At 29.8% G+C, this 14,315-nt stretch carries 13 protein-coding genes; 12 read left to right on the top strand and 1 reads right to left on the bottom strand.

The window, feature by feature from the left end; all coding sequences use genetic code 11:
• The first annotated feature begins 26 nt into the window (after positions 1-26).
• The 6 genes from HMPREF2881_RS11255 (at position 27) to HMPREF2881_RS11280 (ending at position 7,647) form a co-directional block, all read left to right on the top strand.
• Positions 27-1,784 (top strand): IucA/IucC family protein, encoded by a 1,758-nt coding sequence (locus HMPREF2881_RS11255; RefSeq protein WP_002488626.1) that lies wholly within the window; start codon positions 27-29, stop codon positions 1,782-1,784.
• On the top strand, positions 1,785-2,846 hold the full coding sequence (locus tag HMPREF2881_RS11260) for an alanine racemase (RefSeq protein WP_002448614.1): 1,062 nt from the start codon (positions 1,785-1,787) through the stop codon (positions 2,844-2,846).
• A gap of 191 nt (positions 2,847-3,037) precedes the next feature.
• On the top strand, positions 3,038-4,036 hold the full coding sequence (locus tag HMPREF2881_RS11265) for an ABC transporter substrate-binding protein (protein ID WP_002488632.1): 999 nt from the start codon (positions 3,038-3,040) through the stop codon (positions 4,034-4,036).
• A 12-nt stretch (positions 4,037-4,048) separates the two neighbouring features.
• Positions 4,049-5,080, top strand: coding sequence for a FecCD family ABC transporter permease (locus HMPREF2881_RS11270; RefSeq protein WP_002448608.1), 1,032 nt, complete (start codon positions 4,049-4,051; stop codon positions 5,078-5,080).
• A complete protein-coding gene (locus tag HMPREF2881_RS11275) occupies positions 5,077-6,042 on the top strand; it encodes a FecCD family ABC transporter permease (RefSeq protein ID WP_002448568.1) in 966 nt (321 codons plus the stop codon). Before HMPREF2881_RS11270 ends, HMPREF2881_RS11275 begins: the two co-directional genes overlap by 4 nt.
• 288 nt (positions 6,043-6,330) lie before the next feature.
• A complete protein-coding gene (locus HMPREF2881_RS11280; RefSeq protein WP_049417826.1) occupies positions 6,331-7,647 on the top strand; it encodes a YjiH family protein in 1,317 nt (438 codons plus the stop codon).
• Positions 7,648-7,706: 59 nt separating this feature from the next.
• Here HMPREF2881_RS11280 and HMPREF2881_RS11285 read toward each other — a convergent pair whose 3' ends face one another.
• Complete coding sequence (locus HMPREF2881_RS11285) at positions 7,707-8,021, bottom strand: heme oxygenase (protein ID WP_002448399.1); 315 nt, start codon at positions 8,019-8,021, stop codon at positions 7,707-7,709.
• Positions 8,022-8,197: 176 nt separating this feature from the next.
• Between HMPREF2881_RS11285 and HMPREF2881_RS11290 the strand changes: the two genes are divergently transcribed.
• The 6 genes from HMPREF2881_RS11290 (at position 8,198) to HMPREF2881_RS11315 (ending at position 13,938) form a co-directional block, all read left to right on the top strand.
• Positions 8,198-8,716, top strand: coding sequence for a metal-dependent hydrolase (locus HMPREF2881_RS11290; protein ID WP_002448517.1), 519 nt, complete (start codon positions 8,198-8,200; stop codon positions 8,714-8,716).
• Positions 8,717-8,821: 105 nt separating this feature from the next.
• A complete protein-coding gene (locus tag HMPREF2881_RS11295) occupies positions 8,822-10,009 on the top strand; it encodes a UTP--glucose-1-phosphate uridylyltransferase (protein WP_002448545.1) in 1,188 nt (395 codons plus the stop codon).
• A gap of 16 nt (positions 10,010-10,025) precedes the next feature.
• Positions 10,026-10,709: a PAQR family membrane homeostasis protein TrhA gene (locus HMPREF2881_RS11300; RefSeq protein ID WP_002448539.1), complete on the top strand. Its 684-nt coding sequence runs from the start codon at positions 10,026-10,028 to the stop codon at positions 10,707-10,709.
• Positions 10,710-10,896: 187 nt separating this feature from the next.
• The gene (sdrM, locus tag HMPREF2881_RS11305; RefSeq protein ID WP_002488635.1) at positions 10,897-12,237 is read left to right on the top strand and encodes a multidrug efflux MFS transporter SdrM; all 1,341 of its coding nucleotides are present in this window, start codon (positions 10,897-10,899) and stop codon (positions 12,235-12,237) included.
• 77 nt (positions 12,238-12,314) lie between these two features.
• Positions 12,315-12,782, top strand: a complete 468-nt coding sequence (locus HMPREF2881_RS11310; protein ID WP_002448546.1) for a SepA family multidrug efflux transporter — start codon at positions 12,315-12,317, stop codon at positions 12,780-12,782.
• A 91-nt stretch (positions 12,783-12,873) separates the two neighbouring features.
• Complete coding sequence (locus HMPREF2881_RS11315) at positions 12,874-13,938, top strand: Mrp/NBP35 family ATP-binding protein (RefSeq protein WP_002448502.1); 1,065 nt, start codon at positions 12,874-12,876, stop codon at positions 13,936-13,938.
• Positions 13,939-14,315: the final 377 nt, after the last annotated feature.

Consider the following 14,315-nt stretch of genomic DNA (forward strand, 5'->3'; position numbering starts at 1 on the left):
CGAATGATAAGGCGGAGGATTTAAAAATGTTAAACGAGTGGAAGCATGCAGATAGAAATATGCAATACAGAGTAATAAATGCTCTAATAAAGGAAAATATATGGACTCATTCAACTGCCATTTTTAAAGAAAATCATTATATAACGATTGAGTTTGAACAAGTGCTTCTAAACGTTCATTATAAATACGAAAGTGCATTATCTCGATATGAATTTGATGGGCCGATAATATATATAAATCATCAACATAAAGAATCAGTGGATAGTCTAGAAAAACTATTAGACATACTAGTAACAGACTTTCATATTGATATACCATTCCATTTAAAAAGTGAACTTATTCATAGCAGAGATAGTTTCATTGAAGTATATAAAGCATTCGATACACGTCATGAGTATCTTCAAAGACATGATAAATATATAAATGCCTCAGAACGTTTAAATTTTTTTACTTGGCTAGAAAAGTTGAAAAAAGATAATGATATAGATGACGTACTATATTCTGAAAGCTTAATATTTGAAGGTCATCCTACACATCCACTTACTAAAACAAAATTACCTTTATCAATGGAAGAAGTGAGAACCTATTCGCCAGAATTTGAAAAGATTATTAATTTGAAAGTGATGCTAATACATAATGAGTATGTAAATGTTACAACCATTCTTGATCATTCTCAGTTCATTTTAAATGAGGTTATTCCTGAATATATTGACGAATTACATACATTCATGAATGATAGAGAACGTTTGCTTAAAGACTATAAAGTCATTTTAGTTCACCCATGGCAATATGAACATACTATTCGTAATAAATATAAGGAGTGGCTACAAGATTATATTTTGATATCTACTCCATTTCAGGTTCCATCTAAAGCAACATCTTCTTTTAGAACAATGTCGCTAATCAATCATCCTTATCATGTGAAATTACCAGTCAATGTTCAAGCTACTAGTGCAGTTAGAACAGTGTCCCCAGAAACAACAATTGATGGACCCAAATTAAGTCAAGCATTACATCGTGAATTAAATCAGTATACACAATTAGATGTTGCACTTGAGCCCTATGGTTTATTTGCTAAAACAGACAGTGACGATGCTAGACAACTTGCTTGTATTATTCGTGAAAAACCTTTTACAAAAGATGATGGTATTTTATTAGTTACAGGTGCATTAGTAAATAAAAATGTAGTAGATAATGAAATCACAGTAGATAGTTACCTTAAATGGATTAATGATGACATTAATCAACATACCATTCGTCAGTTTATGCGAAATTATACTCGTCAACTGGTAACACCTTTATTAGCTTTAATACAAGATTATGGTATAGCTTTAGAAGCACATATGCAAAATACACTAGTGCATTTAGGACCAAAGTATCAAATACAATTTATAGTGCGAGATCTCGGTGGCTCTCGAATAGATATTAAAACACTAAGTCAAAAATTAAAGCATATAGAAGTGGAAAATAAAAGTTTACTTGCAGACTCAATTGAAGAAGTTATTATGAAATTTCAACACGCAGTCGTTCAAAATCAACTGGCAGAATTAATTTTTCATTTTAAAAAGTATGACTTTATAAAAGAAGAAGAACTTTTTAATATAATTCAAGAAGAAATAGAAGTAGCAATTAATGATACTAAGCCTCATGCAGATACATTAAGAAAAGTTTTATTTGGACCTACAATTACAGTAAAAGCATTGTTGAAAATGAGAATGAAAAAGAAAGTGAAAAAATATCTGAATATTAGTTTAGATAATCCAATAAAAAGAGAGGTGAATTAAGTGTCTCGTATTGTAATCAATTTATCAAAGATTGAATATAATGCACATGTATTAAAAATGTTGTTTGACAGCAAAAATATAGCCATTATACCTGTGATAAAAAGTATTGCTGGAGATGAACATATCATTAAACGATTAATGAAAGTTGGATTTAACTACTTTGCAGAATCTCGACTAGAAAATATACCGCAGCAATTTACAAAAGATTGTCAATTTTTACTTTTGAGATCTCCTTTAAAGCGTCAGTATGAAGATTTGATTAAAGAAAGTTACGTAAGTATTCAAACAGAAATGGTAACAATACGTCAGTTAAATCATATTGCAACTGAAATGAGTCATCAACATCAAGTTATATTGATGGTTGATTGGAAAGATCAACGTGAAGGTGTATTACCTTATGATATAGTTGAATATATTAATGAAATAAAACTAATGAATAATATAAAACTTTTAGGTCTTGCATTTAATTTCATGTGTTTTAAGTCTAAAGCACCAACATTAAATGATATTGACGAAATAAATCAATTTGTTCACCATGTACAATACGAAACAGGGGTATCATTTGAAGTTATTTCTGGAGGTAACTCAAGTATGCTTCCATTGTTAAAACAATATGATTTAGGATGTATTAATGAGTTGAGAATAGGAGAAACATTATTTCGTGGTGTGGATACAACTACTAATGAAAATATACCTGAGTTATTTCAAAATGCAATATTACTTGAAGCGGAAATTATTGAAATTAAACCTAGGTATACAAAGACAAAAGAAAGTTACTTACAAGCTATTGTAGATGTGGGATATATTGATACTGTGATTGAAAAAATAAAACCACTCAATCATCGAATAGAAATTATGGGTGCTTCAAGTGATCATTTAATGATAGATTTAAAAGAAGAAATTAACTACAAAGTAGGTGATTGCATACTATTTTCATTAGAATACGAAGCGCTATCACAACTAATGTATCATCAGAGAATGGAAAAGTATTATAGTGAAGAACTTGCTATTTCTCAACGTATTAACAATTTGAATCAATCAAAACATACCAACAATATATAATTCATTATATAGAATCTGAGACAACAATAGTGTCTCAGATTTTTTTATGCGTTAGCTGTCAACGTTTTCGGGATGAGACAACGAATTCAAAATGAATTCTGTGTCAATTCCTATTTTTTATTTTTATTGACAATGATAATCGTTATCACTAAAATAAGAATATACATCAATACATATTAAGGAGTGTCATCATGAAAAAAACAACAATTTTTGGAATCATTTCAATATTATTGACTTTAATATTAATAACTGCATGTGGAAAGGTAAGTAACAATGGTTCAAAATCATCTAATCACACATCATCTTCTAAAGATACTATTGAAATTAAGCATGATTTAGGTACAACTAAGGTATCAAAAGGTGCTAAGAGAATAGTAGCTTTAGAATTCTCATTTGTTGATGCATTAGCAGCTTTGAATGTTAAGCCTGTAGGAATAGCAGATGATAATAAAAAGAATAGAATGATTAAACCGTTAAGAGATAAAATTGGAAATTATACATCTGTTGGTACGCGTAAACAACCAAATTTAGAAGAAATAAGTAAATTAAAACCTGATTTAATTATTGCCGACAGTAATCGACATAAAGGAATTTATAAGGAATTAAGTAAAATTGCTCCAACAATAGAATTAAAAAGCTTTGACGGCGACTATAATGAAAATATCGAAGCGTTTAAAGTTATAGCTAAATCTCTCAATAAAGAGAAACAAGGTGACAAACGTTTAGACGAACATAAGAAAAAAATAGTTCAATATAAACAAGAGATTCAATTTGATAAAAATGAAAAGGTACTTCCAGCTATAGCTTCTAAGTCTGGATTACTAGCGCATCCAAGCGAATCTTATGTGGGACAGTTATTAGGTGAATTAGGTTTTAAAGAAGCATTAAATAAAGATGTGACGAAAGGATTAAGTAAATATTTACAAGGACCTTATTTACAACTCAATTCAGAAACATTATCTGAAATCAATCCAGAACGCATGTTTATTATGACAAATGGTGCAAGTTCTAATGAATCTTCTTATCAAGAATTGAAAAAAGATCCTATTTGGAACAAACTTGATGCAGTTAAAAATCATAAAATAGATGTGGTTGATCGTGATACATGGGCCCGCGCACGTGGTTTAATCTCTTCAGAAGAAATGGCTAAAGAAATCGTAGAAATTTCAAAAAAAGACAGAAATAAATAGGGTGGATTGACAATGGCTATACAAAAAAGTAATCGTCTTTCTACTAATAAAAGGTCAATCAAGAAGCGTATGACACTCACCTTTTCAGTGAGTGTTTGCCTTCTTTTTATTTTTGCTTATCTTAATTTAGCCACTGGAACTTTAAATATTCAAACTAAAGATATGTATCATTACTTTTTTACTTCAATTGAAAACAAGCAGACGTTTATCATTCAAAATGTTAGAATGCCAAGGATGATTGTTGGCATACTTGTGGGAGGAGCCTTAGCTCTAGCTGGTTTACTCATGCAATCTATAACTAGAAATCCATTAGCATCTCCGCAAATATTTGGGGTAAATGCGGGTGCTTCATTTATTATCGTATTAGTGACAGTATTAATGCCTACGATGGGAAACTATGCAACCTATTTAGCGTTTATTGGGGCATTTATTGGTGGGTTAACTGTGTATTTATTATCTGGTTCTACGAAAAAAATAACACCAGTGAAATTAGCTTTAGCAGGAATGGCAGTACATTTGTTTTTTAGTAGTCTTACACAAGGTATTATTTTACTTAATGAAGATTCTAATTCTACTGTTATGTTTTGGTTAGTTGGCTCTTTAAATGGAATGAAATGGAAAGATGTAATGATAATTTGTCCTTGGGTTCTTATGGGACTTATCATACTAATTGGATTTGCAAGACAACTTACAATAATGGAATTAGGTGATACACTAGCCAAAAGTTTAGGTCAAAAAACTGAAGTGATAAGAATCATTATCGGATTACTTGTTATTATATTTGCTGGGACATCTGTTTCTATTGTAGGACCTATTGGATTTATAGGATTAATCGTGCCACATATAGTAAAACGTTATGCACCGCATAATTACTTCATTTTAATTCCGTTAACATTTATAGTTGGCGCAAATTTATTGTTATTATCTGATACATTGAGTCGTTTAATTACATATCCCTATGAATCACCAGTTGGAATTGTTACTTCATTTATAGGAGCATTTTATTTCTTATTTATTACTTTAAGGAGAGTGAAACGAATATGACACACCACTCATTAGCTATTCGTTATGCACTTGTCGTTACTATATTAATCATAAGTATATTTATTAGCTTATGCGTCGGCGCAACAATGTATCATCCCATTAAAGTAATAAATAGTTTATTGATACAAGATGATTTTATTCTAAATGAATATCGTATACCTAGAACACTTTTAGGATTAATAGTAGGAAGTAGTTTAGCTATTTCAGGAACAATCATACAAGGGGTAGTAAAAAATCCTCTCGCTTCTCCAGATGTTATTGGAATGACTAAAGGTGCGAGTTTAGCAGCGATTATTATTATTATGGTTTTTCCTAATGCTCCTTTAATCATTTTACCTATAGGTTCATTTGTTGGTGCACTAATAATCAGTTTAATTTTATCTTTTTTAATATCTCAATTTAATATTAAAGGGTCTACCTTGGCATTAATTGGCTTAGCAATTGGTGCTATATGTACAGCAATTGTACAATTTTTACTAATACGAAATCCCATGGATGCAAATAATGCGCTTATATGGTTAACAGGTAGTCTCTATGGTCATACGATAGAAAATGTATATTCAATTTTACCTTGGTTTATTATTACGATTCCAATCGTCATTGCTTTAAGTCATCAACTCGATATCTTAAACCTAGGAGATTCAATAGCGATAGCATTAGGTACACGAATAAAACGTATTAAAATGATACTGTTGATTTTATCAGTGATGTTAGCAGGATCATCTATTTCAATAGTTGGAGGAATCAGTTTTCTTGGATTAATTGCGCCACACATAGCTCGAAAAATCGTCGGATATCGTCATGTTCACGTCATAATGATGTCTGGTTTAATTGGAGCAATCCTCATTTTATTTAGTGATGGATTAGCAAGAGGTATTCATCCGCCACTTGATATACCAGTAGGCATAGTTATTGCCATTGTTGGTGTTCCATACTTTTTATTGTTACTTAGAAGAATTTAAATATTAAAAAGAATGAGATAGTATTCACAGTGAATGCTATCTCACATTTTTTTGTGAAATTTTAAACTTTTGTATATTGCAAGTTATTTGAAAATAAGATATAGTAAAATACATATTGTTTATAAAAATACATATAAAGTTATATTTATATAATTAATGGGCGTTAATTTCGATGAAAATACAAAATAAATGAATAAATACAATTACCTATACAAATAGAAAGAAGGGTGAATATTGGAGAATTATAACAAACAGGAGAAAATAAAAGGAAGAATAAAATTTATATCGATGTCAATCATTGGTATTATTTTATTTTTAATACCCGTTCCAATTGTACAAGATGGGGAGAAACAAACAACATTACCAGTGGCATTTTTGGCAAATTGGTTAAAAGATTTATTAGGACCTGCAATGTCAATTCTCATTATTACAATCATTACGTTATCGACTATTTTGACTATTTTATTTTCAACAATTTTAAAGAATAAAGTAAAACCAGGTGGTCTTATCGCGAATGCATTTCAAGTTGGCCCAGTGTGGATGATATTAAGAGTACTTGCAGTTGTATTTGTCTGGATGACTTATTTTAAAATTGGAAGTAAAGTGATCTATTCAGAAGATACGGGCGGATTAGTATTTAATGATTTATTACCTACATTAGTAGCAGTATTCCTTTTTGCTGCCTTATTTTTACCTTTATTAATGGAATACGGTTTATTAGAATTTTTAGGACCATTGTTTAGACCAATCATGAGACCATTATTTACTTTACCAGGACGATCAGCAGTTGATAATTTAGCCTCATTTATAGGAGATGGAACAGTAGGCGTGCTTATTACAAGTCGTCAATATGAAAAAGGTATTTATTCAAAAAGAGAATCAATAGTAATTTCTACAACTTTTAGTGTTGTATCAATCACGTTTGCTATTGTTATTGCTCAAACTATTGGATTACAACAAAAGTTTTTTGTATTTTATTTAACAGTGATCGTTTCTTGCTTAGTTGCAGCGATAATCATGCCAAGAATATGGCCACTAAATCAAATTCCCGATGATTTTACGAAAGAAGTATCTGAAAGTACACGACTTGAAAAACTTCCAGAAGGAAAAACTGCATTAGCTCATGGTTTTGATGAAGCTACAATTGTAGGGCTAAAAGCACCAGGAGTTAAAGAATTTTTTAAAACGGGAATTAAAACGGTAATTGATATGTGGTTTGTTATTTTACCAGTAGTGATGAGTATAGGGACTATTGCCACGATAATAGCAAATTATACACCAGTATTTGAAATCATAGGAAAACCATTTATTCCTATATTACAATTACTTCAAATTCCTGAAGCTGCAAAAGCGTCTGAAACTTTACTTATTGGTTTTGCAGATATGTTTTTACCTTCTATCTTAATAGCGACGGTACACAGTGAATTGACACGATTTGTGATTGGTGCTTTAAGTATATCTCAATTAATTTATCTATCTGAAGTGGGCGGTGTGATTTTAGGTTCTAAAATCCCGGTCAGTCTCGGAAAATTATTTATGATATTTTTAATCAGAACTGCAATCACATTACCAATTATTGCTTTAATGGCACATTTATTACTATAAAAAAAGAAGCAGAGTAAGGATTGATGAATGCAATTCCAATTCCTTCCTGCTTCTTTTTTCTATTCTAAAGTTGATAGTACGTTTGCTTTTACAATTTCACTTGTTACTACTGGTGAATCTTCTGTTGAAGATTTTCCAGTATTTTTATGCGCTTCTTTAAACGCATCACTTTGGGTCCAAGCTTTGAAGTTTTCTTCACTGTCCCACCATGTATTAACATACATATCTTCAGTATCATTAGTATTATCAATTTGCCAGACTTCAATTTTCCTGAAACCTTCTAGTTGTTCAATTTTACCACCTTTAGTGAAACGTGGTGCCATTTTTTCAGCAAATCCTTTTTTTACAGTAATACGATTTGTAACAACAAACATAGTCAGACCTCCTTATTTATTTATTTTAATAATATACAAATTCAAAGATATATCAAATAAAATACTTGTAATAAATAAGAAAAATAAACGTTTAAAGAAAAGTATCTATATACCGAAAATATGTTCGTATTTTAAGGCTATTTATGTTAACATATTTTTAATAAAGGAGAAGATAAATGACAGGAAAAACGCATGTAGCTGCTGGTTTGCTTGTAGGAGCAATAACAGTTGACCATTATCATACAGATCTATTTTCTACTGTAACAGTAATTTGTTTAGCAATATCAGGAAGTTTACTTCCAGATATTTGTCATACAAGAAGTAAGATTGGAAGACAATTTAAAATTCTTAGTTTGCTCGTTAGTACTATCTTCGGACATCGAACATTTACGCATTCATTGTTATTTTTAGGTATGATAGGTTTTTTACTTATTTTAATTCAAACTCCGACTTATTATTTAGTTACTATTATCGGTGCAATGGCTTCTCATGTTATACTAGATATGTTGACACCTAGAGGGGTAAAGTTACTTTATCCAATACCTTTATCGATTAAGTTTCCTTTTACTTTCAAAACTGGTGGTTTTTTAGATGCATCTTTATCAACAGCTTTTAGTATTGGAGCAATATACATAATATTTCAAGAGTTTATAAATGAAATCTTGAAATATGTGAGCCATTCATTGTCCGGATGATATCAATGAATATGATGGATCATCTTTCTTGTCTTAATATCAAATTTATAATTAATATGATAAATATATTTGAATGACACGAACTATCTATAAGGAGAGTTAGTAATGCTAGATCAAAGTAAATTAGAAAAATACAATCAAGAACATTTAATTGAATATGAGAAAATGATGAGTAGTAATGAAAAAGAACAATTAGATGAAAAAGTGAACTCATTAGATTTAGAATTTATTCAAGAACTTTATCAAAGTTTATATGTTAATCGTAAAACAATTACAGATGTTACTGCAGTTTCTGAAGTTGATTATAAAATTAAGGAAGCATTCACGGAGCAAGATCGTGAATATTATGAACATAAAGGAATAGAAGCAATAAGAAATGGAGAATTTGCTGTTGTTCTTATGGCTGGTGGTCAGGGCACACGTTTAGGTTATAAGGGACCTAAAGGTTCTTTTGAAATTGAAGGTATAAGCTTATTTGAACTTCAAGCAAGACAACTATTGCATCTAAAAAATGAAACAGGACATTGTATTAATTGGTATATTATGACTAGTGATATTAATCATGAGGAAACATTACGTTATTTTGAAAACCATGATTATTTTGGTTATAACCCAGAACGTATTCACTTTTTTAAACAAGACAACATTGTGGCTCTAAGTGAAAATGGTAGACTTATTTTTAATGAAAAAGGCTATATTATGGAAACACCTAATGGTAATGGCGGGATATTTAAATCGCTAGAGCATTATGGTTATTTAGATAAAATGGAGAAAGATGGCGTAAAGTTCATTTTCTTAAATAATATTGATAATGTGTTAGTAAAGGTTCTTGATCCTGTATTTGTAGGGTTTACAGTAGTAAATGATAAAGATATCACATCTAAATCTATTCAACCTAAAAAGGGTGAAAGTGTCGGACGATTAGTTAGTAAAGATAATAAAGATACTGTACTTGAATACTCAGAACTTGATGAAAATGTAGCGAATACATTTGATAATGCAAATATTGGCATTCACGCATTTAAGTTATCGTTTATAAATCAAGTGGTAAATAATGATTTACCATATCATTTAGCCATTAAAAAATTGAAACAACTGGATGATGACTTTGGTTTAATTGAAAAAACATCTTTAAAATTTGAACTATTTTATTTTGATATTTTCCGATATGCGAATAGCTTTATTACATTACAAGTTCCAAGAAAAGAAGAATTTTCACCTTTGAAAAATAAAGAGGGAAAAGACAGTGTAGAAACTGCAACTGATGATTTAAAACGAATGAATGTAATTTAAAGGATGGTGGAATACGATGTCTAAATCATCTCAGCATACAAAAGATAATGTAATTGAATCATTTAAAGACATCATTCCACTATCTTTTGGCGAGGAAATTGGTAATGCAACTTCACATGGTGTTGCTGCACTAATGACTTTATTTTTACTGCCTTATGTAGCAGTACATAGTTATAATGAGTATGGAACACTAAGTTCTATTAGTGTTTCTATCTTTGTTATTAGTATTTTCATGATGTTTATTTCTTCTACTGTATATCATTCAATGAAAAATAATACATCGCATAAGTATATATTAAGAATTATTGACCATAGTATGATATATGTAGCAATTTCTGGAACGTATACACCTGTCTTACTAACAGTTGTTGGAGGTTGGTTAGGATGGCTGGTCTTTTTGTTATTATGGGGAACAACAATATGGGGTATTCTATATAAGTCAATTTCAACTCATGTAAATCCCAAATTAAGCTTAATCGTATACTTAGTTATGGGATGGGTTGGCATTATATTTTTACCTGTGATTATTATTAGAACATCTTGGTTATTTATTTTATTTATCGTATTAGGTGGTCTTTCTTATACCATTGGAGCATGGTTTTATGCACAAAAAAACCGTCCATATTTTCATATGATATGGCATATTTTTATTGTTATCGCATCACTCTTTCATTTTATAGGAATCGTATATTTTATGTAGACCTAGCTGAAAGGTCATATCATTGAGAATAACTTAGTTTATTAAGTGCTTATTTAGAAACAGGACTATGAATTCAAAAAGAATTCTACCCTGTTTTTTCTTTTTTTAATAATACATTAAAGTTGTTTACGAATATAATTAAGAATATTCTATATTATGAACTTTTTAAATACATAGGAGGGCAAAGATGAAATTAAAATCAATAGGTATTGTAGTGACTTTGGTTTTAACAATGTTTATGGCAGCAATTGAAAGTTCAATTATTTCACTAGCATTGCCTACCATTCGTAAAGATTTGAATGCTGGTACAGCAGTGCCATTAGTCTTTACCGTTTATTTTATAGCACTTGTTGTAGCAAATCCTATTGTGGGTGAACTTCTCACAAGATTTAAGATTCTATATATAGCTGTAGTCGGCATACTATTATTTGGTATTGGAAGTTTTATGTCAGGTATGAGTGAAACGTTTACAATGTTAATTATTTCAAGAGTCATACAGGGACTTGGCGCAGGAGTTATGATGTCTTTGACTCAAATTGTACCAAAACTAGCATTTGAAATTCCGCTTCGTTACAAAATAATGGGCATCGTTGGAAGTGTCTGGGGAATTTCAAGTATTCTTGGACCGTTATTAGGTGGTGGAATATTAGAAGTTGCAACATGGCATTGGTTGTTTTATATCAACATACCCATAGCATTGATAGCTATTGTTTTAGCTTTTCTTACTTTTCATTTTCCAGAAGAAGCGGAAGTACAACACATACACTTTGATGCAAAAGGATTATCTTTGTTTTATATATTTATCGGACTTCTTATGTTTAGTTTATTAAATAAAACAGGTGTTACTTTTAATATTATTGCATTTATACTAGCAATAGTTATATTATTCGTTTTATTCAAATATGAAAATAAAAAAAATATGCCTTTTTTACCAATAAGTGAATTTAATAAATCAATTTCACTGGTATTTATAACTGATTTACTTATAGCAATATGTCTAATGGGGTATAACTTATATATACCTGTTTATTTACAAGATTATTTAAAATTATCTCCAATACAAAGTGGATTAGTTATATTTCCACTTTCTGTTGCATGGTTAGCTTTAAACTTCAATTTAGCTAAGGTAGAATCAAAATTTTCAAGAAAAAAATTATATATCGGAGCTTTCATATCATTAATTTTAAGTAATATGATTTTAGTATTTGGACTTCATATTCCTCTTATTATTGCGGGAGCTGTGATTCTTGCAGGATTGAGTTTTGGTTTCGTTTATACTAAAGACAGTGTAATTGTGCAAGAAGAAACAAGTCCTAAATATATGAAAAAAATGATGTCATTCTATGCATTAACTAAAAATTTAGGATCATCTATAGGATCTACATTGATGGGGTCATTATATGCACTTCAATTTGGTTTATTAGGAGGTAACTTTTATAATATATTAACTGTAATCACAATTGTTGCGCTTATATTAATTTTAATGTGGGTATTTTTATTTAAAGAGAATAAAGAAAGTATAAAATAATAATTTTAAGTTACTATATATAAATGATAAAGTATCATTATAAAGTATTATTGATGAAAAGAGGAGGAAAGAGAGGAATGAAATTTTCTAATCAAAAATTTAACGGTATCTTTCCGGCTCTTCTTATTCTTATTATTTTTATTCTATCAGGTTGTATATTTTTAATATTTTTAGGATTTGGGTTATTTGGATTAAGTCGAATTCTTATTTTTTTAAAATTAGGATTTTTTACATACAATAGGGATTTATTCAGCAATTTAGTATATTACGGTAGCTATATAGTATTTGGATACTTTTTGCTATTTGCTATTGAGCATTTAATGGATTACTTTAGAAAACAATTACCTAATAATCCATATTTTAATGGAACACTATTTCATTTAATTTCATATGTAATTACGACTATCCTATTCTATTTTGTTATTCATATTCATTACGTATATATTAAAATTGAATTTTGGGTTATTGCATTAATTATTGGAATACTATATTTATGTAAAATGATTTTTTATCCAGATAGCGAAGACTTGAATGATAAGAAGTAGATATAAGTTATAAATTCTTGATAAATTCAGCACAGATTGTAAGTAAATTTGTTAAAATATGAATATAAAGAAACTTAAGGGGGATAATGAGTTGTTAACGGTAGAACAAGTGGAAAAAATAGTGGGAAACTTAAAAGATCCAATTATTAATGTGCCTTTAAAAGAAACAAAGGGAATTGTAGAAGTAAAAATAAAAGAAGAAATTCAACATGTAAGTGTTAAAGTTGCTATGGCTCAATTAGGTGGACAACCACAGCTTGATTTGCAAATGTCAGTGGTTAAAGCTTTAAAAGAAAATGGTGCAAATACAGTGGGCATTCGTTTTGAGGAACTACCTGCTGAAGTTGTGGAAAAATATACAGGAAAAGAAAAAGAAAAACCTAAGACAATTGAGGGATTATTGTCACAGAATAATCCAGTGGAGTTTATTGCAATTGCTTCTGGTAAAGGGGGAGTAGGAAAATCAACTATAGCCGTAAACTTAGCAGTAGCATTAGCAAGAGAAGGTAAAAGAGTAGGACTCATAGATGCTGACATTTATGGTTTTAGTGTTCCAGATATGATGGGTATAGATGAAAAGCCTGGTGTTCAAGGAAAAGAGATTATTCCTGTAGAACGTCATGGTGTTAAAGTGATTTCAATGGCATTTTTCGTTGAAGAAAATGCACCAGTTATTTGGCGTGGCCCTATGTTAGGAAAAATGTTGACGAATTTCTTTGTTGAAGTTAAATGGGGAGAGTTAGATTACTTATTACTTGATTTACCTCCTGGAACAGGGGATGTAGCTCTTGACGTTCATTCAATGTTACCAAGTAGTAAAGAAATAATAGTAACCACACCACATCCAACAGCAGCATTTGTAGCAGCAAGAGCTGGAGCTATGGCTAAGCATACAGAGCATTCTATTTTAGGTGTTATTGAAAATATGAGTTATTTCGAAAGTAAAGAAACTGGAAAAAAAGAGTATGTATTTGGTAAAGGTGGAGGACGTAAACTTGCGGACGAGCTAAATACCCAATTGTTAGGAGAACTACCTCTTGAACAACCTTCTTGGAATCCTAATGACTTTTCACCATCTATTTATCAAGAAGAAGATCGATTAGGAAAAATCTATAAAACAATTGCGCAAAAAGTAATTGCTGCAACAATAAAATAATAAATAAAAATTAGTGTAAAAGTGCTCGAAAAAAATATCATTTCGAGCGCTTTTTCTATTGCAAAATATAAAAATTCTGATAGAATATTTTTTTGTGAGCAAGTTAAAAGAATTGCTTAAAACAAAAATAAAATTATTAAAATAATTTGTTGACACTAAATGAATTGTTTGATAAGATATAAAAGTCGTTTTCAAGAAATGTTAATACATTTTAAAAAATGTAAATTCGGTGTAAAATTTACCATTGCGAAATCTTGGAAAACGATATAAAATATTAAAAGTAATCAAAATTAGTTATTGACTTTCGAAATTGAAATTGATATAATTTGATAGATTACATTTTAAATGAACATTGAAAACTGAATGACAATATGTCA

Origin of the sequence: Staphylococcus sp. HMSC057A08 (assembly GCF_001812925.1) — a bacterium.
Lineage (GTDB): Bacteria > Bacillota > Bacilli > Staphylococcales > Staphylococcaceae > Staphylococcus > Staphylococcus hominis.

Excerpts from the sequence above, each read along its gene's own strand:
- HMPREF2881_RS11295 (WP_002448545.1), top strand. The coding sequence starts at position 8,822 with ATGCTAGATCAAAGTAAATTAGAAAAATACAATCAAGAACATTTAATT.
- HMPREF2881_RS11310 (WP_002448546.1), top strand. The coding sequence starts at position 12,315 with ATGAAATTTTCTAATCAAAAATTTAACGGTATCTTTCCGGCTCTTCTT.
- HMPREF2881_RS11280 (WP_049417826.1), top strand. The coding sequence starts at position 6,331 with ATGTCAATCATTGGTATTATTTTATTTTTAATACCCGTTCCAATTGTA.
- HMPREF2881_RS11265 (WP_002488632.1), top strand. The coding sequence starts at position 3,038 with ATGAAAAAAACAACAATTTTTGGAATCATTTCAATATTATTGACTTTA.
- sdrM (WP_002488635.1), top strand. The coding sequence starts at position 10,897 with ATGAAATTAAAATCAATAGGTATTGTAGTGACTTTGGTTTTAACAATG.
- HMPREF2881_RS11275 (WP_002448568.1), top strand. The coding sequence starts at position 5,077 with ATGACACACCACTCATTAGCTATTCGTTATGCACTTGTCGTTACTATA.
- HMPREF2881_RS11255 (WP_002488626.1), top strand. The coding sequence starts at position 27 with ATGTTAAACGAGTGGAAGCATGCAGATAGAAATATGCAATACAGAGTA.
- HMPREF2881_RS11270 (WP_002448608.1), top strand. The coding sequence starts at position 4,049 with ATGGCTATACAAAAAAGTAATCGTCTTTCTACTAATAAAAGGTCAATC.
- HMPREF2881_RS11290 (WP_002448517.1), top strand. The coding sequence starts at position 8,198 with ATGACAGGAAAAACGCATGTAGCTGCTGGTTTGCTTGTAGGAGCAATA.
- HMPREF2881_RS11285 (WP_002448399.1), bottom strand. The coding sequence starts at position 8,021 with ATGTTTGTTGTTACAAATCGTATTACTGTAAAAAAAGGATTTGCTGAA.
- HMPREF2881_RS11300 (WP_002448539.1), top strand. The coding sequence starts at position 10,026 with ATGTCTAAATCATCTCAGCATACAAAAGATAATGTAATTGAATCATTT.